This is a genomic window from Pseudomonas sp. EU05-FHT14B02 (assembly GCF_058791055.1).
On sequence record NZ_JBYTDD010000003.1, the window covers coordinates 1 to 20,187 of the forward strand.

General features: G+C 58.4%; 21 protein-coding genes. 8 read left to right on the top strand and 13 right to left on the bottom strand.

What is annotated here, in order from left to right; genetic code table 11:
* Window positions 1-232: 232 nt before the first annotated feature.
* A complete protein-coding gene (gene rnt / locus AC3WTM_RS03760) occupies window positions 233-910 on the bottom strand; it encodes a ribonuclease T (protein WP_046043606.1) in 678 nt (225 codons plus the stop codon).
* Window positions 907-1,953, bottom strand: coding sequence for a dihydroorotase (gene pyrC / locus AC3WTM_RS03765; protein ID WP_090457540.1), 1,047 nt, complete (start codon window positions 1,951-1,953; stop codon window positions 907-909). The genes rnt and pyrC overlap by 4 nt, the downstream gene beginning before the upstream one ends.
* Before the next feature lie 159 nt (window positions 1,954-2,112).
* Between pyrC and AC3WTM_RS03770 the strand changes: the two genes are divergently transcribed.
* Together AC3WTM_RS03770 and AC3WTM_RS03775 are read left to right on the top strand one after the other, a co-directional pair.
* Window positions 2,113-3,018: a flagellar protein MotY gene (locus AC3WTM_RS03770; RefSeq protein ID WP_057713436.1), complete on the top strand. Its 906-nt coding sequence runs from the start codon at window positions 2,113-2,115 to the stop codon at window positions 3,016-3,018.
* A gap of 129 nt (window positions 3,019-3,147) precedes the next feature.
* The gene (locus tag AC3WTM_RS03775) at window positions 3,148-4,365 is read left to right on the top strand and encodes an argininosuccinate synthase (protein WP_007972320.1); all 1,218 of its coding nucleotides are present in this window, start codon (window positions 3,148-3,150) and stop codon (window positions 4,363-4,365) included.
* Between the two features lie 150 nt (window positions 4,366-4,515).
* Here the strand turns inward: AC3WTM_RS03775 and AC3WTM_RS03780 are convergent, their stop codons facing one another.
* Window positions 4,516-5,214, bottom strand: a complete 699-nt coding sequence (locus tag AC3WTM_RS03780; protein WP_102671234.1) for a hypothetical protein — start codon at window positions 5,212-5,214, stop codon at window positions 4,516-4,518.
* A 546-nt stretch (window positions 5,215-5,760) separates the two neighbouring features.
* On the opposite strand from AC3WTM_RS03780, the gene AC3WTM_RS03785 reads away from it, so the two are divergent.
* Entirely contained in the window at window positions 5,761-6,387 is a 627-nt protein-coding gene (locus AC3WTM_RS03785) for a response regulator transcription factor (protein WP_008053528.1), read from the top strand.
* A gap of 83 nt (window positions 6,388-6,470) precedes the next feature.
* Here AC3WTM_RS03785 and AC3WTM_RS03790 read toward each other — a convergent pair whose 3' ends face one another.
* The 8 genes from AC3WTM_RS03790 to metG form a co-directional block, all read right to left on the bottom strand.
* On the bottom strand, window positions 6,471-6,650 hold the full coding sequence (locus AC3WTM_RS03790; protein ID WP_007972325.1) for a PA3496 family putative envelope integrity protein: 180 nt from the start codon (window positions 6,648-6,650) through the stop codon (window positions 6,471-6,473).
* A 106-nt stretch (window positions 6,651-6,756) separates the two neighbouring features.
* Window positions 6,757-7,395 carry an endonuclease III gene (gene nth / locus AC3WTM_RS03795; RefSeq protein ID WP_102671233.1) on the bottom strand — a complete coding sequence of 213 codons (639 nt, stop codon included), beginning with the start codon at window positions 7,393-7,395 and terminating at the stop codon, window positions 6,757-6,759.
* 25 nt (window positions 7,396-7,420) lie between these two features.
* Entirely contained in the window at window positions 7,421-8,005 is a 585-nt protein-coding gene (locus tag AC3WTM_RS03800) for an Rnf-Nqr domain containing protein (protein ID WP_102671232.1), read from the bottom strand.
* Complete coding sequence (locus AC3WTM_RS03805; protein WP_102671231.1) at window positions 7,998-8,609, bottom strand: RnfABCDGE type electron transport complex subunit G; 612 nt, start codon at window positions 8,607-8,609, stop codon at window positions 7,998-8,000. The genes AC3WTM_RS03800 and AC3WTM_RS03805 overlap by 8 nt, the downstream gene beginning before the upstream one ends.
* On the bottom strand, window positions 8,606-9,592 hold the full coding sequence (locus tag AC3WTM_RS03810) for an RnfABCDGE type electron transport complex subunit D (protein ID WP_102671230.1): 987 nt from the start codon (window positions 9,590-9,592) through the stop codon (window positions 8,606-8,608). Before AC3WTM_RS03810 ends, AC3WTM_RS03805 begins: the two co-directional genes overlap by 4 nt.
* Window positions 9,579-10,592 (bottom strand): electron transport complex subunit RsxB, encoded by a 1,014-nt coding sequence (gene rsxB, locus AC3WTM_RS03815; protein ID WP_102671229.1) that lies wholly within the window; start codon window positions 10,590-10,592, stop codon window positions 9,579-9,581. Before rsxB ends, AC3WTM_RS03810 begins: the two co-directional genes overlap by 14 nt.
* A complete protein-coding gene (locus tag AC3WTM_RS03820; protein WP_102671228.1) occupies window positions 10,589-11,158 on the bottom strand; it encodes an electron transport complex protein RnfA in 570 nt (189 codons plus the stop codon). The genes rsxB and AC3WTM_RS03820 overlap by 4 nt, the downstream gene beginning before the upstream one ends.
* A gap of 253 nt (window positions 11,159-11,411) precedes the next feature.
* Window positions 11,412-13,463, bottom strand: coding sequence for a methionine--tRNA ligase (gene metG / locus AC3WTM_RS03825; protein WP_102671227.1), 2,052 nt, complete (start codon window positions 13,461-13,463; stop codon window positions 11,412-11,414).
* A gap of 176 nt (window positions 13,464-13,639) precedes the next feature.
* Here metG and apbC point away from each other — a divergent pair, with 176 nt between their 5' ends.
* Complete coding sequence (gene apbC / locus AC3WTM_RS03830) at window positions 13,640-14,734, top strand: iron-sulfur cluster carrier protein ApbC (RefSeq protein WP_102671226.1); 1,095 nt, start codon at window positions 13,640-13,642, stop codon at window positions 14,732-14,734.
* Between the two features lie 133 nt (window positions 14,735-14,867).
* On the opposite strand, the gene AC3WTM_RS03835 is transcribed toward apbC, so the two are convergent.
* Window positions 14,868-15,626, bottom strand: coding sequence for an SDR family oxidoreductase (locus tag AC3WTM_RS03835; RefSeq protein ID WP_102671225.1), 759 nt, complete (start codon window positions 15,624-15,626; stop codon window positions 14,868-14,870).
* Between the two features lie 162 nt (window positions 15,627-15,788).
* On the opposite strand from AC3WTM_RS03835, the gene AC3WTM_RS03840 reads away from it, so the two are divergent.
* The 4 genes from AC3WTM_RS03840 (at window position 15,789) to groL (ending at window position 19,302) form a co-directional block, all read left to right on the top strand.
* Entirely contained in the window at window positions 15,789-16,520 is a 732-nt protein-coding gene (locus AC3WTM_RS03840) for a HugZ family pyridoxamine 5'-phosphate oxidase (protein ID WP_102671224.1), read from the top strand.
* A gap of 66 nt (window positions 16,521-16,586) precedes the next feature.
* A complete protein-coding gene (locus AC3WTM_RS03845) occupies window positions 16,587-17,063 on the top strand; it encodes an FxsA family protein (protein ID WP_057713449.1) in 477 nt (158 codons plus the stop codon).
* Window positions 17,064-17,311: 248 nt separating this feature from the next.
* Complete coding sequence (locus AC3WTM_RS03850; RefSeq protein WP_102671223.1) at window positions 17,312-17,605, top strand: co-chaperone GroES; 294 nt, start codon at window positions 17,312-17,314, stop codon at window positions 17,603-17,605.
* 50 nt (window positions 17,606-17,655) lie between these two features.
* Entirely contained in the window at window positions 17,656-19,302 is a 1,647-nt protein-coding gene (groL, locus tag AC3WTM_RS03855; protein ID WP_102671222.1) for a chaperonin GroEL, read from the top strand.
* A gap of 104 nt (window positions 19,303-19,406) precedes the next feature.
* Here the strand turns inward: groL and AC3WTM_RS03860 are convergent, their stop codons facing one another.
* A complete protein-coding gene (locus AC3WTM_RS03860) occupies window positions 19,407-20,150 on the bottom strand; it encodes a phosphatase PAP2 family protein (protein WP_102671221.1) in 744 nt (247 codons plus the stop codon).
* Between the last annotated feature and the right edge of the window lie 37 nt (window positions 20,151-20,187).

The window sequence follows — 20,187 nt, forward strand, 5'->3', positions numbered from 1 at the left end:
CCGATGCCAGTACAGGCATCGGATTTTGATTTCTTGCGGCCAAAGGTCAAGCGAGAGGGCTTAACTGATCGGCATTAGCCTTCGAGGCCGGTTTTTTTATGTGCTGAAGTCCCTGTAGGAGCGAGCTTGCTCGCGATGGTGGTTAACGATAACGCGGGCTGTCTGGTTCCCCGTGGCGTTCTTGAATCCATCGCGAGCAAGCTCGCTCCTACAGGTGTATCAGGGACCGCAATCAATCGTCGAAATCTTCCCAACCACCCATCTGTTTCCAGCGATTGACGATGCCGCAGAACAGCTCTGCCGTCTTCTCGGTGTCGTAGCGAGCCGAGTGAGCCTCGCGACCGTCGAAGTCGATGTCCGCTGCCTGGCACGCCTTGGCCAACACGGTCTGGCCGTAAGCGAGACCGGCCAGCGTTGCGGTATCGAAGCTGGAGAACGGATGGAACGGATTGCGCTTCATGTCCAGCCGCGCAACCGCCGCATTCAGGAAGCCCAGGTCGAAACTGCTGTTATGCCCGACCAGGATCGCCCGTTTGCAACCGTTGGCCTTGAGGGCCTTGCGCACGCCGCGGAAGATATCGTTCAGGGCAGACTCTTCACTCACCGCCATGCGCAGCGGGTGATCGAGCTTGATCCCGGTGAATTCCAGGGCTGCCGCTTCGATGTTCGCGCCTTCGAACGGCTCGACACGGAAAAAGTAGGTGTGATCCGGGTAAACAAAACCCTTTTCATCCATGGCGATGGTGGTCGCGGCGATCTCCAGCAGGGCATCGGTGGCCGAGTTGAAGCCACCGGTCTCTACGTCGACGACAACCGGCAGGTAACCACGAAACCTTGCCGCCATTGGATGACGAGGGCCGCCTCCGCCGCCATTGCCTTCCAGTTCGTCGTCGAAATGGTCTTCACTCACGCGTGTTCCTCCAGCAGGCGCCAGCGCAGTTTTTCACCGGCGCGCAGCGGGATAACGGTCAGCTCGCCAAATGGCAGGCTGGTCGGGGCGGTCCACTCTTCGCGGACCAGGGTGATGCGATCGGTGTTGGCCGGCAGACCATAGAACCGAGGGCCGTTGAGGCTGGCGAAGGCCTCGAGCTTGTCCAGCGCATTGCGCTGTTCGAAGGCTTCGGCGTACATCTCGATCGCCGCATAGGCGGTGTAGCAACCGGCGCAGCCGCAGGCCGCTTCCTTGGCATGCTGGGCGTGGGGAGCCGAGTCGGTGCCGAGGAAGAACTTGTCGCTACCGCTGGTGGCCGCGTCGAGCAAGGCTTCCTGGTGGGTATTGCGCTTGAGGATCGGCAGGCAATAGAAGTGCGGCCGAATCCCGCCCACCAGCATGTGGTTGCGGTTGTACAGCAGGTGATGCGCGGTGATGGTCGCGCCCACATTGGCCGAAGCCGAGTTGACGAACTGCACGGCGTCCGCGGTGGTGATGTGTTCGAAGACCACTTTGAGGGTCGGGAAACGCTCGACCACACGACGCATGTGCTCGTCGATGAAGATTTTTTCCCGGTCGAACACGTCGACATCGCCCCGGGTGACTTCACCGTGGACCAACAACGGCATCCCGACTTCGGCCATGGCCTCGAGTGCAGGGAAGATCTTGTCGATGCTGGTGACGCCAGAATCCGAGTTGGTGGTCGCGCCAGCCGGGTACAGCTTGGCGGCGTGAATGAACCCGCTGGCCTTGGCCTCGCGAATTTCTTCAGGCTGGGTGCGGTCGGTCAGGTACAGGACCATCAGTGGTTCGAACAGGCTGCCGGCCGGGCGGGCAGCGAGAATCCGCTGCCGATAGCCGTCGGCTTCGGCCGCATTGCGTACCGGTGGAACCAGGTTGGGCATGATGATGGCGCGGCCAAAGGTGCGCGCGACATCCGCGACGGTATTGGTCAGCACGGCACCATCGCGAAGATGAATATGCCAGTCGTCGGGACGCAGCAGGGTCAGGCGGTCGGACATGAGGGGATTCCAGGCGGGTCAAACTCAAGGGAATGCTACCGGAAAAGACTCTTGCAGGCACTCGCTATCAAGTTTTGCAGGAAGCTTCCGATATCCAACAGGTATGCCGTAAACATGTGTGTGTCGGTCTTTTTGTTGTAGAAGCCAGTGGAGCCTCCCGTGCGCCAGCGTTATTTAGCCTTGCTCAGTGTGTTTGCCAGCCTTCCGGCGATGGCACTCACTTTCCAGACACGTCTGGAGAACATTGAGTGGACGGTCGAAGGCGACAAGTTCGAATGCCGCCTGACTCAACCGGTTACCGATTTCGGTTCGGGCGAGTTCGTGCGTCGTGCCGGCGAGCAGGCGACTTTCCGTCTGAAAGCCTACAACCCGATGATCGGCGGTGGTTCGGCCACCTTGCTGGCCGCTGCTGCGCCGTGGCAACCGGGCCGTGACGATATCAACCTGGGCACGGTGAGAATCGGCAGCGGCAACGTATTGTTCAATAGCTCACAGGTTCAGGCCGGGCGTCTGATCAGTGGCCTGATGGACGGTCGCAGTCCGGTCGTTCGACATTCCTCAGGGGATGGGCGGGTGTCGGAAGTACGCTTGTTGCCGGTCAGGTTCACCAAGGCGTTTGCCGACTACCAGGGTTGCGTGGCGAAACTGTTGCCACAGAATTTCGAACAGGTGAAGCAATCGGAAATCGGCTTCCCCGGCGGCGGAATCGAACTCGACAGCGCCGCAAAAGCCAAACTGCAGGTAATGCTGGAGTACATGAAGGCCGATCCGACGGTCAATCACATCGAGCTCGACGGTCACTCCGACAACAGCGGCAACCGCCTGACCAACCGCGACCTGTCGCGGCGCCGAGCCCTGGCAGTGATGGAGTTCTTCAAGGCCAACGGCATCCAGGAATCGCAAATCACCCTGCGTTTCCATGGCGAGCGTTATCCGGTGGCGCCTAACACCAACAACACCAACCGCGCGAAGAACCGTCGAGTAGCAGTGCGCCTGGAGCGCGGAGCACCCGCGGAACAAGTCGCCCCGCAAGCGACGAAGGCGGCCACTTCGGCCACTTCCTGACCCGGCTGTAATCGTCGCGCCATCGACATAATCTGTCGCTTCGTCGTCATAAGCTGTCGCGCCACTGTAAATTATTTTGCATGAGCGGTAGACTTCCCGGCTTTCCGTAGAACCCCGTGGAGTGATGGCATGGCGGACGTAAACAAGGTCGTTCTGGCGTATTCCGGCGGCCTGGACACTTCGGTGATCCTCAAGTGGCTGCAGGATACTTATAACTGTGAAGTAGTGACCTTCACCGCTGACCTGGGTCAGGGCGAAGAGGTCGAACCTGCACGCGCCAAGGCTCAGGCCATGGGCGTCAAAGAGATCTACATCGACGACTTGCGCGAAGAGTTCGTGCGCGATTTCGTTTTCCCGATGTTCCGCGCCAACACCGTTTACGAAGGCGAGTACCTGCTGGGTACTTCCATCGCTCGTCCGCTGATCGCCAAGCGCCTGATCGAAATTGCCAACGAAACCGGTGCAGACGCCATTTCCCATGGCGCCACCGGCAAGGGTAACGACCAGGTTCGTTTCGAGCTCGGTGCGTACGCCTTGAAGCCAGGTGTGAAAGTGATCGCTCCTTGGCGCGAGTGGGACCTGCTGTCCCGTGAAAAGCTGATGGATTACGCCGCGAAGCACGCGATTCCGATCGAGCGCCACGGCAAGAAGAAGTCCCCGTACTCCATGGATGCCAACCTGCTGCACATCTCCTATGAAGGCGGCGTGCTGGAAGACACCTGGACCGAGCACGAAGAAGACATGTGGCGCTGGACCGTTTCCCCGGAAAACGCACCAGACAAGCCGCAGTACCTGGAACTGACCTACCGCAACGGCGACATCGTCGCGCTGGACGGCGTCGAAATGACTCCAGCCACCGTGCTGGCGACCCTGAACCGTATCGGTGGTGAGCACGGTATCGGCCGTCTCGACATCGTCGAGAACCGCTACGTGGGCATGAAGTCCCGTGGCTGCTACGAAACCCCTGGCGGCACCATCATGCTGCGTGCCCACCGTGCGATCGAATCGATCACCCTGGACCGGGAAGTGGCTCACCTCAAGGACGAGCTGATGCCCAAGTACGCCAGCCTGATCTATACCGGCTACTGGTGGAGCCCTGAGCGTCTGATGCTGCAACAGATGATCGATGCGTCCCAGGTCAACGTGAACGGCGTTGTGCGCCTGAAACTGTACAAGGGCAATGTGATCGTCACTGGCCGCAAGTCCGACGACTCGCTGTTCGACGCCAACATCGCTACCTTCGAAGAAGATGGCGGCGCGTACAACCAGGCGGATGCCGCGGGCTTCATCAAGCTCAACGCCCTGCGCATGCGCATTGCGGCGAACAAAGGCCGGAAGCTGTTCTGAGACCTTTGACATCGTGATGGGTACCTGACCTCGTCCTCGACGAGGTCAGGTACCTGAAAACGGGGTGTGATGCCAGTTACTGCGTTGTTGGGTGTTTTCGTTTCCGTTGATGATTTCCTGTTTTTCTCCTTCTCGATGGCCTGAGCTGTACTACAGGTTGCTGTTCGCCGGTTGCCCGGCGTGATCAATGACCGACAACCTGTGCGAGTCCAGATTGTAGGTCACATAAAAGGCGGCACCGCGCTTGCTGGCCTGCTTTGTATGTCCAAGCGCACTGGCCTTCAGTAGTTTCTCCGAAACGGCACAAGTGACAAACAGAATCACGTGCGCCGTCTTTTCCCGTGGCCTCTGGATTTTTTCCAGCAGCGCTCCAAACTCGACCTCTTCGCTCATCCAGCGTACATCAACGATGTACAGGTCTTTTACCGGCTCCGGTAACTGAAGGTGATGCTGAACAGAGACAACGGTTTGCAGACCAATCCCGGTTGGCGGGTCCTGTGCGCCACAGGGCGTTCGGGCTGACTGCCAGTCATTCGCTGACGTTTCCAGTGTGGGGTTTTCAGACGGTTTTGCGGACGCTTTTTTTTCCGAGCGCCCAACATCATCCATGACCTTCATGAAGTGCTTTCCCTTCTCAAAATCGGAGGGTGCATAAAGTGATTTATAGTTGAAGTTGAGTGTCGCGAAAAAAAGCAAAAGTAAATAGAACGGAAAACTGATAAGGAACCAGACGTAGAGTTCTCTTTCCTCCTGATCAAGGAAGGGTAGAGAGACGGCTGCCGAAGTTTCAGAGAGCGCTGCGAATATCGCGATAATTGTCATTGGATTGGTGATTCGTTTCTTTATCATATTCTGTACTCATGTCGGGTTGTCTGTTCTCGAGTGGTTTATGAAGTTGGCTTGGTGTGGTGGTTATTGTAGTGCTTTTGATTGTCTGCTGGTTTTTGATAGGTTTTTATTTGTTTGTTGTATCGCTCGTCGGTTTCATGAATTTTTGGCGTATTTTAATGATTGCTCAAAAAATATTATTTGCTGTAAGAGTAATTGGATGCGAGGTGTGTGATATTTCTGGTGTGAGTGTTGAGTGTGTAAATATCAGTTACGTTATAGCGGAAAGGTAGTGGCTAGTAGTTGTCAGGGCGCGACCAGATCAAGCTGGCTCTCGGAAAATTTTGGTCGTAAATCGACACGGATGGCTGCTGGAAAGTGCGACACACTGACGCTGATACAGTTTTAAATTCATTCTGTTCGAGGGGTTTTTGTAGGAGGAATCCGTGTTGTTTGTAGGGGATGTCTCTTGGTGTGGGTGGCCGGGAGGGGCGACATGCCATGGGTGAAACGACTAGGCTATTGTGCGGGCTCTAAAAATTCGAACAGCGAAAATTGGACTTGCCCATGAATAAAGTGCTGATCGTGGATGATCACCCCGTCATTCGTCTTGCGGTACGTATGCTAATGGAACGTCATGGCTACGAAGTTATTGCAGAAACCGATAATGGTGTGGACGCACTGCAACTAGCCCGTGAACTTATGCCGGATATCGTCATTCTGGATATCGGGATTCCGAAGCTGGACGGGTTGGAAGTCATCGCGCGTTTGTCTTCGACCTCAATGCCGATGAAAGTGCTGATTTTAACTTCCCAGGCGCCGGGACATTTTTCGATGCGCTGCATGCAATCCGGTGCAGCTGGTTATGTCTGCAAACAACAAGACCTCACGGAGTTGCTCAGTGCAATAAAGGCCGTTTTGTCAGGCTACAGTTACTTTCCTAATCAAGCCTTACATACCGTACGTTGCAGTTTGGGGAATGCCAGTGAGGCCGATATGGTTGACCGGTTGTCGGGGCGGGAAATGATGGTCCTGCAGCAGTTGGCCAGAGGAAAGACCAATAAAGAGATTGCCGATGGGATGTTTCTCAGCAATAAAACAGTCAGTACTTACAAGACTCGCCTGTTGCTCAAGCTGAATGCGCGGTCTCTGGTCGATCTGATCGAACTGGCACAACGCAATGGTCTGGTGTGATGGCATAACTGCGCGACAAGGGGCGCTTATCGGGGCACGGCACTTAGCAAAAAAAAGCCTCCGTTTCGGGAGGCTTTCAGGTGTCATAAATCAAAATCGTAATCGGCCAATTGCTTTTGCAGTCGGCGCTCCTCTAGCAGGTTGTCGATGGTGCGGCGTTTGCTCAGATTAGTTTTCGCTACTTCAACCACCGGTTCAGCGTCATCGGTTTCGGCGGTGGTGAAATCGTCTTCTACGTCTAATTGCTCTTTGCCAGTACTCATTTAGTTGCTCCAGGCTAAGAAGGCCTTTGGCGCCCCTTATATCGACATTCTCCTGGCGGGTAAAAAAGATTTTTTCAATCGACAAATCAATAAACCTAATAGCGCCTCAATCGTCGGAGGTTTTGTGCTTGTATTCGCACAAATCCTCGATCCGGCAGCTTCCGCATCGGGGCTTGCGGGCCAGGCAAACATAGCGACCATGAAGGATCAGCCAGTGATGGGAGTCGAGCAGGTACTCCCTGGGCACGAATTTCATCAGTTTTTTCTCGACTTCCACCACATTCTTGCCGGGAGCAATGCCAGTCCGGTTGCTGACCCTGAAAATATGCGTGTCGACGGCCATGGTCAGCTGACGGAATGCCGTATTGAGTACCACATTGGCGGTCTTGCGGCCGACGCCGGGCAGTGCTTCCAGCTCTTCGCGGGTTTGTGGGACCTCGCCGGCGTGACGCTCGACCAGCAAACGGCAGGTTTCGATCACGTTTTTCGCTTTGCTGTTGTACAGCCCGATGGTCTTGATGTACTCCGACAGTCCTTCGACACCCAGGGCATGCATCGCTGCCGGGGTATTGGCGACCGGGAAAAGCCTGGCTGTGGCCTTGTTGACGCCGACATCGGTGGACTGCGCCGAGAGAATCACGGCAATCAGTAATTCGAAGGGAGAGGAATAGGCCAGTTCGGTCTTTGGTTCCGGGTTGTCCTCGTGCAGTCGGCGGAAAATCTCCAGACGTTTTGCGGCATTCATGGGCTGTGCGTTTCCTCGAAGGCAATTAATGTGTGGGGGTGGGCCGCCAGGCCTGCCAGGCGGCGATCAGGAGTCCGAGCAGGATGAACCCGCCAGGGACCAGAGTGGTCAGACGCAGTCCGCCGTCAGCCACCAGCACCCAGCCATGCCAGTCAGTTTGCGTTGCGCCGAACAGCCACGATAGATGGTTTCCAAGTGTTCCGTTGCCGATGAGTTCGCGCAGCAAGCCCAGCGCGATCATCAGCGTGGCAAACAGGCTATTGAGTCGCAGTCGTTGACGCCAATCGCTCTGAAAGACCCCGGTGTGTTCCAGTACGACGCATTGCAAGGCGATCAAGGCTCCATAAATCCCCAGATGCTGCTGCCATTGCAGCGACCAGGCTTGTGCCATGAGTTCCGCGCAACTGGTGAGTGTGGCTGCCAACAGGATGCTGGCCAGCATACGGGTCGCGGGGATCAGTCGAGATCGCAGGGCACCCATGGCCAGACCGAACAACTGAGTCACCACCATGAACATCAGGCACAGGCCAACTGCAGCCATCAGCGAGTGGGTGACGCCGATCAGTGGCGTCAGCATCAAGGCGTTGCGCAGGGTCGATGAGTTATCCATGGACAGGGATTCCGAGCAATTGTTGCCGGTGTTCATCGAAGTAGCGCAAGGCATCGTGGACGGCATTGATCACCGCTCTTGAGGTGATGGTTGCGCCTGCGATCTGATCGAACTGTCCCTGATCCTTTTTCAGCGCCCAGCCGCTGTCACCAGGTTCTGTTCGAGACTTGCCGGAAAAAACCTGGAGCCAGGCATTGGGCCAGTCGGCGATCCGAGCTCCCAGTCCTGGTGTTTCCGACTGTTTGAGAGTTTTGACTCCCAGCAACCTGCCATTGGCGTCGACTGCGATCAACAGGTTGATGGTACCGGCGTAGCCAAGGGTTTGACTGCGCAGCAAGACCGCGACGGGGTGATCGGCCCGGGTCGCCAGATAACCACCCAGCAAGGTGCTGTTGGTCAGTGCGGCTGCTTCAATCGTTATGGGGTGTTCGAGTGGTTGATTGTCGTAGCTGTCTGGCGCGATCAGGTCCAGCAGGTTACGGCTGTCGATCAGGCGCTGTTCGGCTGCAATGCGTGGCGCGCTGCCGAGTTGTACGAAGTACGTCACGCCAAGGCCCAGTGCGGCCAAAAGCACCACAAGCGCGATGCTTGATGTCCGGTTCATGGCGCCTCCGGCTGTTGCCTGGCCGCCACGAACCGCTCCAGCGCCGGCACGCACAGGTTCATCAACAGCACAGCGAAGGCGATGCCGTCCGGGTAGCCACCCCAGGTACGAATCAGATAAGTCAGAAGCCCAACACCAGCGCCGAACAACAGTTTTGCGCCAGGGCTTCTGGCGCCGGACACCGGTTCGGTGATGATGAAGAACGCTCCCAGCATGGTCGCGCCGGTCAGCAAATGAAACAACGGCGAGCCATGGGAGTCGGAGCCCGAACCGTTCCAACACAACAGGCTGATGATGAACAGGCTGGCCAGCATGCCGACCGGTGCATGCCAGCTGATCACCCTTCGTTGCAGGAGAAACGCTCCACCCGCCACAAAGGCCAGGTTCACCCATTCCACCCCCCGGCCGCCAAAGTGGCCGAATGCCGGGTTGCCGGCAAACAGTTCATCCATGGTCAGGCTTCGGTTGATCCGCAGACTGTCCAGTGCCGTGGCCTGCACCCACGCATCCGGCACACGGCCGATGCCAAACACATGCTGCAGGCCGCTCAGCAGATCCATGCCATGGGGCAATGGCCAATGGGTCATTGGTTGGGGAAAAGTCACCAGCACCAGAGCCAAGCCGAGCATCGCCGGGTTAAAGGGATTCGAACCGACGCCACCATACAAGTGCTTGCCAAACACCATCGCAAAAGCGGCGGCACTGAGGGTCAGCCACCATGGGCAGTAAGGCGGCAGCGCCAGAGCCAGCAATGTGGCACTGACCAGCGCGCTACCGTCACTCAAAGTTGGCCCCGGCGGCTGCTTGCGCCATTGCACGACGGCGGCCTCGACGGTCAACGCGGCAGTGGCCGCCAGAACCAGATTGATCAATACCCCCCAGCCGTACAGCCAGAACGCCGCGAGGATTCCCGGCAGCGTGGCCAACAGCACCAGTTTCATCGCCTGTTGCAGGCGATCATCCACCACGTCAAGGGCTGGCATGGGCGTCCACCTGGCGTTCGGCTTCACCGAGTGCGCGCTCCAGGGCTTCAATTTGTTCCGCTGGTGCTTCGTTGGCCTGAGCCTTCTTGAGTTCGGCGCGGCGCATGGCCAACTGGATTTTGGCCCGTTTCAGATCGGCATCATTTGACGACCCAGCCGCGGCCGTCGGCGCAGGGGGAGGTGGGGCGGCGCTTTCCAGTTGCGCCAGCTTTTGTTCGGCGACTTCGAACTGTTCCTGCAGTGCGATCAACTGCGATTGCTGTTCGAAGGTCGGCGGATGCCCGAAGGCCTTCAGCGATTTGTGCAACTGCGCCCGACTCATCGCTACCTCGATCTTGGCCTTTTTCAGCGCGGCATCGGCATTGGCGGTTTTCTGTGCGCGGACGCGCTCGAGGGCCGCCTGCACCGGGTCGGCTGTCGTCTCGGCAGGTTGTGCTGCTCGCTGCCTTGCCTGGCGCTCGGCGATTTTCTGTTGCTCCTCACGCTGCAAGCGGGCATTGCGTTGTTCGAAGCGGCGCCGTGCGTGATCGCGCTTGAGGTTGCGGGCCTGCCGCGCCTGCGGTGTGTGGGCCAGGCCCCCGACAACAGGCAGTACAGTGTTCGACTGCAGTGGGCGCATTTCGATGCAGTCCACCGGGCACGGTGCCACGCAGAGGTCGCAACCGGTGCACTCATCAATGATCACCGTGTGCATCAGCTTGGCCGCGCCGACGATGGCATCGATCGGGCAGGCCTGAATGCACTTGGTGCAACCAATGCACTCGGCCTCGCGGATATAGGCGATCTGCGCGGGTGCCGAGCCGCGAGTGATGTCCAGTTCCAGCACCGGCACCTTCAGCAGTTCAGCCAGGGCCGCGATGGTTTCGTTGCCTCCGGGAGGGCACTTGTTGATTGGCTCACCGCTGGCGATGCCTTCGGCATACGGCTTGCACCCGGGGTGCCCGCACTTGCCACATTGGGTTTGCGGCAAGAGTGCGTCGATGCATTGAATCAGACTCATGTTTTGATCAGTCCGCTGAATCCGAGAAAAGCCACTGCGATCAGGCCGGCACCAATCAGGTCGATCGGCAAGCCGCGAAAGGGCAGGGGAACATCGTTGTCGGCCGTGCGTTCACGCAAATCAGTGAACAGGCTCAACACCAGCCAGAAGCCCAACCCTGCACCGAGGCTCAAGGCAGTGGCGTGAAAAAAGCCCTTGTCTTCCTGAGCATTGAGCAGGGCCACGCCGAGTACGCCAGCATTGCCCAACAGCAACGGCCAGAGGCCTTCGAATGGTAGTGTCGAAAAAAAACGCGTCAGCAACTTCAGCAACGGGCTGATCAGCAGCACGCTCAATGGTAGAAACACAAACAGACGCAGCGGCGTCAATTGCAGTGGCACCAACAGCCATTGATAGAGCGCGTAGCCGAGCATGCCCACGACCAGCATCAGGCAGGTCGTCGCAATGCCCAGAGCATGTACCTGACGACGCTGACTGGCCAACAGTGGATCGACGGCCAATGGCCATTGCAACACAAGGTTGTTGATCAAGGCAGCGCTGATAAGCGTAAGCAGGATTTCGGTCATTGTTCGTGCCGACAAGAACGGTGGTTTTTGCAGGAGCGAGCTTGGTCCGGGCGGCGTTCCGACGATGGACTCAATAGCGCTGCGTTCAACCTGTGGACACGCATAATCGTTAACGCCCATCGCGAGCGAGCTCGCTCCTACAGGAGATGGTCTAAAAAGCTTAGGCATTATCCGGCAAGGCGGGAGGGTGGGCCAGACATGAAAATCCCACAGCCGCGCCAGGCACGACTGTGGGATCGATTTGCCGCAGACCTTACTTGATGCGCTGGCCAGGCTTGGCGCCGCTGTCAGGGCTGAGCAGGTAGATTTCTTCTCCGCCAGGGCCTGCCGCCATCACCATGCCTTCGGAGATACCAAACTTCATTTTCCGTGGCTTGAGGTTGGCGATCATCATGGTCAGGCGCCCATCGAGCTTGGACGGGTCCGGGTAAGCGCTCTTGATCCCGGAGAACACGTTGCGTCGCTCGTCACCGATATCCAGAGTCAGGCGCAACAGCTTGTCGGCACCTTCCACGTGTTCAGCCTTGACGATCAGCGCGACACGCAGGTCGACAGCGGCAAAGGTGTCGAACTCGATTTCCGGTGACAGCGGATCCTTGGCCAGTTCGCCGTTGCCGGCAGGTGCGGCTTCGCCGGTGTCGGTCTGGCTGGCGGTCAGGTCTTCTTTCGAGGCGTCGGTCATGGCTTGCACCTTGACCGGGTCGATTCGGGTCATCAACGGCTTGAACTCGTTCAGCTGGTGATTGCTGAGCAAGGTCGCGTGATCATTCCAGGTCAGCGGCGCGACGTTGAGGAACGCCTCGGCGTCAGCGGCCAGCAGCGGCAGCACCGGCTTGAGGAAGATCACCAGTTGGCGGAACAGGTTGACGCCTGTGGCGCAGATGGCCTGGACTTCATCCTGTTTGCCTTCCTGTTTGTTCAACGACCACGGCGCCTTGTCGGCGATCCAGGCGTTGGCGCGGTCGGCCAGGCCCATGATCTCGCGCATGGCACGGGCGAAGTCGCGGGCTTCATAGGCGTCGGCGATACCTGGCGCGGCGGCCAGGAAGGCTTCGGTCAGTTCAGGCGCGGCGTTGGTGTCGACCATTACGCCGGCATTGCCCTTGTTGATGAAACCGGCACAACGGCTGGCGATGTTGACGACCTTGCCCACCAGGTCGGAGTTGACCTTCTGCACGAAGTCTTCGAGGTTCAGATCGAGGTCATCAACGCCACGGCCCAGCTTGGCCGCGTAGTAATAGCGCAGGTATTCCGGCGACAGGTGGTCCAGGTAGGTCCGGGCCTTGATGAAGGTGCCGCGGGACTTGGACATTTTCTGGCCGTTGACGGTCAGGTAGCCGTGCACGTTGATGCCGGTCGGCTTGCGGTAGCCCGCGCCTTCGAGCATGGCTGGCCAGAACAGCGCGTGGAAGTTGACGATGTCCTTGCCGATGAAGTGGTACAGCTCGGCGGTGGAGTCCTTGCCCCAGAACGCGTCGAAGTCCAGCTCCGGCGTGCGGTTGCACAGGTTCTTGAAGCTGGCCATGTAACCGATCGGCGCATCCAGCCACACGTAGAAGTACTTGCCCGGCTCGTCGGGGATTTCAAAACCGAAATACGGCGCATCGCGGGAGATGTCCCACTGTTGCAGGCCGGCGTCCAGCCATTCGGCGATCTTGTTGGCCACGGCATCCTGCAGGGTGCCGCTGCGGGTCCAGGTTTGCAGCATTTGCTGGAAGTCTGGCAGCTTGAAGAAGAAGTGCTGGGAATCCTTGAGCACCGGGGTGGCGCCGGAGATCGCCGACTTCGGATCCTTCAGGTCGGTCGGTGCGTAGGTCGCACCGCATTTTTCGCAGTTGTCGCCGTACTGGTCTTCGGTGCCGCATTTCGGGCAGGTGCCCTTGATGAAGCGGTCGGCCAGGAACATTTTCTTTTCCGGGTCGAAGTACTGGGTGATCGAACGTGTGGCGATGTGCCCGGCGTCACGCAGCTTCAGGTAGATCTGGCTCGACAGCTCACGGTTTTCTTCGGCGTGAGTGGAGTGGAAATTGTCGAAGTCCACCAGGAAGTCGGCAAAGTCGGCGCTGTGCTCAGCCTGGACGTTGGCGATCAGTTGTTCCGGGGTGATGCCTTCCTTTTCCGCGCGCAGCATGATCGCCGAACCGTGGGCGTCGTCGGCGCAGACATAGATGCATTGATTGCCGCGGTGCTTCTGGAAGCGCACCCACATATCGGTCTGGATGTATTCCAGCATATGGCCGAGGTGAATCGAACCATTGGCATAGGGCAGGGCGCTGGTGACGAGGATCTTGCGTGGCTCGGACATGGGGCTCGGCTACTTGATGAAACGGAGGTCGGCCACTATAAAGCGCCGGCGCATATTTTTCACCCTGTGAGCCTGTTTCATTGGATGAGTAACAGGTGAAGGTTCAACATCCCGCCGAACGCTCGGAACAGGTACGATAGCCACTATCTTTTCCAGTCCTGTTTTCGGAGTTGCCCATGAGCGCCGTCAATCGCGCAGCGGTGGAAGCCGTCCTTCGCCAATACACCGACCCTTACCTGAACCTGGACCCGGTCAGCGCCGGGTGCGTGCGCAACATCGAGATCCTGGGCGACCGCGTCAGCGTTCAGCTTGAACTGGGTTACGCCGCCGGTCTGTTCAAGAGTGGCTGGGCGCAGATGCTGGAAATGGCCATTCAGGGGCTGGATGGCGTGGCAATTGCCAAGGTCGAAATCACCAGCGTGATCGCCGCGCACAAGGCTCAGGCGCAGATTCCGGGCTTGGCGAACGTGAAAAACGTGGTGGCCGTGGCGTCCGGCAAGGGCGGCGTGGGCAAATCCACCACCGCGGCCAACCTGGCCCTGGCTCTGGCCCGGGAAGGCGCCAAGGTCGGGATTCTCGATGCGGATATCTACGGCCCGAGCCAGGGCATCATGTTCGGCATCCCCGAGCGCACCCGCCCCGAGGTCAAGGATCAGAAATGGTTCGTTCCGCTCAAGTCCCATGGCGTCGAAGTGATGTCCATGGCTTTCCTCACCGACGACAACACGCCGATGGTCTGGCGCGGGCCGATGGTTTCGGGCGCCCTGTTGCAACTGGTCACCCAGACCGCGTGGGGTGACCTCGATTATCTGGTCATCGACATGCCGCCAGGCACCGGTGACATCCAGTTGACCCTGGCGCAGAAAGTGCCGGTGGCCGGTGCGGTGATCGTGACCACCCCACAGGACCTGGCATTGCTGGACGCACGCAAGGGCGTGGAAATGTTCCGCAAGGTCAACATCCCGGTGCTGGGCGTGGTGGAGAACATGGCCGTGCACATCTGCTCCAACTGTGGGCATGCCGAGCATCTGTTTGGCGAAGGCGGTGGTGTGAAACTGGCCAACCAGTATGGCGTTGAACTGCTGGCTTCGCTGCCGCTGTCGATGGTCATCCGCGAGCAGGCCGATGGCGGCAAGCCAACAGTGATCGCCGAGCCTGATAGCCAGATTGCGATGGTTTACCAGGAACTGGCCCGCCATGTCGGCGCGCGGATCGTGTTGCAGGAAGCGTTGACGCCGGCGATGCCGAACATCAGCGTCAGCGACGACTAATGTTCGCCAGATAAACGCTGACCAAATGTGGGAGCGGGCTTGCTCGCGAAAGCGGTGTGTCATTCAACCAACAAGTTGACTGATCTATCGCCTTCGCGAGCAAGCCCGCTCCCACAGTTGTTTGGGGTTGGGCTTAGATCCGCAACCCGCCATCCATCTCCAGAATCCGACCGGTGTAATAGTCGTTCTCGAAGATGTAAGCCGCCGAATGGGCGATTTCCTCAGGCTTGCCCATGCGCTTGAGCGGGATCCCCGCAGTCATCTTCTCCAGCGCTTCAGGCTTCATGCCCAGGGTCATTTCGGTTTCGATGAAGCCCGGTGCAATGCCGGCGACGCGAATGCCGTAGCGTGCCAGCTCCTTGGCCCAGGTCACGGTCGCCGCAGCAACACCGGCCTTGGCGGCGGAGTAGTTGGTCTGACCGACGTTGCCGGCGCGGGAAATCGACGAGATATTGATGATCGCGCCACTGTTGTTCAGCTCGACCATTTTCGCCGCGACTTCACGGGTGCACAGGAACACGCCGGTCAGGTTGACGTCGATGACGGCCTGCCACTGGGCCAGGCTCATCTTGGTCATTTCGCCATCCTTGACCTTGAGTAACAGGCCGTCGCGCAGGATCCCTGCGTTGTTGATCAAGCCATGGATCGCGCCGAAGTCTTCAGCGACCTGGGCAACCATGTGGGTCACTTGCTCTTCGTTGGCCACGTTGCACAGGTAGGCGCGGGCCTCGACACCTTGGGCCTTGCAGGCCGCGACGGCGTCGTCGAGTTTTTCCTGGTTGAGGTCCACCAGCGCGAGTTTCGCGCCCAGGCCTGCGAAATACTCGGCCATGGAGCGGCCTAAACCCTGGCAACCGCCAGTTATAATGATTACTTTGTCAGTGAGTTGCATTCGCATGCCCCGGTAGCAGGTCTGAGTGGTTTCCCTTAGAGGGCCTCTCGATCTGCGCCTGACCTGGCTTGGCTGCACATGAGAACTGCCCCGATGGCGTGCTGGGACTTTCGCCAGCAGCCCGTCCATTTTTCTGACGGATTCTATTTAAGGAGTCATAAATTGAGCGTTGAAGCGGCTAAGCATGCACGAGAATTGCTTCTCAAGGAATACCGTGGGGTGCTCTCGACGCACTCCAAATCAATGCCCGGTTTTCCGTTCGGTTCCGTGGTTCCGTACTGCCTGGACGAGCAGGGCCGGCCGCTGATCCTGATCAGCCGCATCGCCCAACACACTCATAATCTGCAAAAAGATCCGAAATGCTCGCTCTTTGTCGGCGAACGGGGTGCCGAAGATGTCCAGGCCGTTGGTCGACTGACTTACCTGGCTGAGGCGCAACAGCTCGAAGACGAAGCCGCCATCGACGCTGCCTCCGAGCGTTACTACCGCTACTTCCCGGAGTCGAAGGGTTATCACAAGGCCCACGATTTCGATTTCTGGGTGCTTGAGCCTGTACGCCACCGTTACATCGGCGGTTTTGGCGCGATTCATTGGGTCAACGACCTGACCCTGGCCAACCCGTTCGCCGGCAAGGCCGAAGTGGGCATGGTCGAGCACATGAACGCCGATCACGCCAAGGCCATCGCCCATTACGTCGATCTGGCCGGGCTGCCGAAAAACGTGCCGGCGCAAATGGTCGGCATCGATTGCGAAGGCATGCACCTGCGCATCGGTCAAAGTCTGTACTGGTTACCGTTCCAGGCGCCTTGTAATACGCCGACACAAGTTCGCGAAGCCTTGGTTTCTCTGGCCCATGCCGATCATTGGCCGAAAAATGAAGTGGCCGACGCTTGAATTCACGAAACGGCGACGTCATCTAGGGTGAACTGGCAAGGCATTCTTGCGTTGAGGAACCATTTGATGCGCCCTTTTTTGTTGCTCTTTCTGCTGTTCCCGGTGTTGGAGCTGTTCGTATTCGTCAAGGTGGCAGGGTCCATCGGGTTTTTCCCGGCCCTGCTGCTGATCATTCTCGGCTCGATGTTCGGCGTGTTTGTGCTGCGCATCGCCGGCCTGGCCACGGCCCTGCGTGCCCGTGAAAGCCTGAGCCGCGGCGAACTGCCAGCCCAGACCATGCTCGAAGGCCTGATGCTGGCATTGGCCGGTGGCCTGCTGATTCTTCCGGGCTTCATCAGCGATGTCATCGGCCTGTTCATGCTGCTGCCGTTCAGTCGTCGCCTGCTGGCGGGTAAAATGCGCCAGCGGGCCGAAGAGCAGGCGATGCGTCAGCGAGCGTTCGCCGACGACCTCCAGGCCCGTGGCGGCCCGGCGCCTCGCGAGCCGCTGGGCCGCGAGCCCAACGTGATCGAAGGTGAGTTCGAACACCGCGATACCAAGTAATACGCAAACGAACACGGCACCTTCGGATGCCGTGTTCGTTTGCGGGGCATCGACCCGAAAAAATTTTCATCGCCGCCCTTGTAATAAGCTTATGCGCCCTTATGTAACGGTCACCGCAAGGTTTCTGGCGAACACGCCAGACAGACTTCCGCGGTTCGCTTGACGAACCGCAACCGGCACCGCCGGCCTTTGTTAAACCCGCCGGGACTACACCGGCCGATGAAAACCACAATTAGGAGAGATCGACAATGAAGCTTCGTCCTCTGCATGACCGCGTCGTCATCCGTCGCAGCGAAGAAGAAAAGAAAACCGCTGGCGGTATCGTCCTGCCAGGTTCGGCTGCTGAAAAAGCCAACAGCGGCGAAGTCCTCGCTGTAGGCACCGGCCGCGTACTGGACAGCGGTGAAGTGCGTGCACTGTCCGTGAAAGTGGGCGACAAGGTTGTGTTCGGTCCTTACTCCGGCAGCAACACTGTGAAAGTCGACGGCGAAGACCTGCTGGTAATGAGCGAGAACGAAATCCTCGCTGTTATCGAAGGCTGATACCCCCGTTCATTTTCCCGCTACTACAAAGTATTTAAGGAATATCGATCATGGCTGCTAAAGAAGTTCTGTTTGGCGATTCCGCCCGTAAAAAAATGCTCAAGGGCGTCAACGTCCTGGCTGACGCGGTAAAAGCGACCCTGGGCCCGAAAGGCCGTAACGTGATCATCGAGAAGAGCTTCGGCGCTCCGACCATCACCAAGGACGGCGTCTCCGTAGCCAAAGAAATCGAACTCGAAGACCGCTTCGAAAACATGGGCGCGCAGCTGGTCAAAGACGTTGCCTCCCGTGCCAACGATGACGCTGGTGACGGTACTACCACCGCTACCGTTCTGGCTCAGTCGATCGTCAACGAAGGCCTGAAAGCCGTCGCTGCCGGCATGAACCCGATGGACCTCAAGCGCGGCATCGACAAGGCGACCATCGCCATCGTCAAAGAGCTGAAAAACCTGTCCAAGCCATGCGCTGATACCAAGGCTATCGCTCAGGTCGGCACCATCTCGGCCAACTCCGACAACTCCATCGGCGACATCATTGCCGAAGCCATGGAAAAAGTCGGTAAAGAAGGCGTGATCACCGTTGAAGAAGGCTCGGGCCTGGAAAACGAACTGTCGGTTGTTGAAGGCATGCAGTTCGACCGTGGTTACCTGTCCCCGTACTTCGTCAACAAGCCAGAGACCATGGTCGCTGAGCTGGACGGCCCGCTGATCCTGCTGGTCGACAAGAAGATCTCGAACATCCGCGAAATGCTGCCAGTGCTGGAAGCCGTTGCCAAAGCCGGCCGTCCACTGCTGATCGTGGCCGAAGACGTTGAAGGCGAAGCCCTGGCGACTCTGGTTGTGAACAACATGCGTGGCATCGTTAAAGTCGCAGCCGTCAAGGCTCCAGGCTTCGGCGATCGCCGCAAGGCCATGCTGCAGGACATCGCCGTTCTGACCGGCGGTACCGTTATCTCCGAAGAGATCGGCCTGAGCCTGGAAAGCGCAACCCTGGAAAACCTGGGCAGCGCCAAGCGCGTGACCCTGTCCAAGGAAAACACCATCATCGTTGACGGTGCTGGCGTACACGGCGACATCGAAGCACGCATCACTCAGATCCGTGCTCAGGTTGCCGAAACTTCCTCGGACTACGACCGTGAAAAACTGCAAGAGCGTCTGGCCAAGCTGTCCGGCGGCGTTGCAGTGATCAAGGTTGGCGCTGGTTCCGAAGTTGAAATGAAAGAGAAGAAAGCCCGCGTTGAAGACGCCCTGCACGCTACCCGTGCAGCCGTTGAAGAAGGCGTGGTACCTGGCGGTGGCGTTGCGCTGATCCGTGCTCTGCAAACCCTGAACGATCTGAAAGGCGACAACGCTGATCAGGACGTAGGTATCGCCGTTCTGCGTCGTGCCGTTGAAGCACCGCTGCGTCAGATCGCTGCCAACAGCGGTGACGAACCAAGCGTTGTGGTCAACGAAGTCAAGAGCGGCAAAGGTAACTTCGGTTACAACGCTGCGACTGGCGAATACGGCGACATGATCGAAATGGGTATCCTGGACCCAACCAAGGTCACCCGTTCCGCGCTGCAAGCTGCATCGTCGATCGGCGGTCTGATCCTGACCACCGAAGCCGCTGTTGCTGATGCACCGAAGAAAGAAGGTGCAGCTGGCGGCGGTATGCCAGACATGGGCGGTATGGGCGGCATGGGCGGCATGATGTAAGTCAGCCTTACCCCTGTACGAAAAAACCCCGTCTGCGAAAGCAGGCGGGGTTTTTTATTGCCCGGCATCCGAAGGCCACATCGTTCCCACATTTGAACTGTGGTTCAGGCGCTGACAGGTTCTGCACTTGCCTCGCGATCCGCCCTCAAGACCGGTCGATACAGAACGTAGTAATACGACCCCAAACAAATCAGCCAGCAGAACACCGCCGTCCACACGTTGTGCGAGAAGAAGTGCGCGCCCTGCATCATCCGCCCGATGGAGAACACCGAGCCGAGGGCAAAGGCGAAGACAAACGCTGCGCGCGCCATGCGCGGGCGACGGTCACGCAGTACGAAAAACAGGGCAAACAGGGTGAAGCCGGTGGCCGCATGGCCGCCGGGCCAGCAACGCCCTGGCTTTTCGGTGTGTGGGCGAGGACTCAACAGTTCGCTGTAGGTCTCGTGACCGCCGAATTGTTCAAGGCTCCATGGGCATTGCACCGCGGTCACCGCCTTCATGGGCGTGACAAATGAAGTTGCCAGGCCCAGGGACAGTACCAGGCAACCCAGTTCCCGCTTGAGCGGTTTGAGCCTGGCCATGAAGAACGAAGCGATGAAGCCGAGGATGGCAATCACCGAGAAAGCGATGACCACTTGCTTGGCGCGATCGTGCAGGATGTCCTCGAGGAAGTAACTGTGGCGTCCGATGAATTCTCCGGCGACCGGGTCGTAAAACAGCTTGGCCAGGTCCATGTCCAGACTGGTCAATTCGAGCAATACCAGAATGATTGCAGTTACGGCGGGGACTCCAAGGCACATCCAGAAATTGAGCGGACGAGGGGCAGGGCGGGCAAGGGTCGAAACCATGCTAATTCCTTGATCAGTGAAATGTTCTCAAATGCGC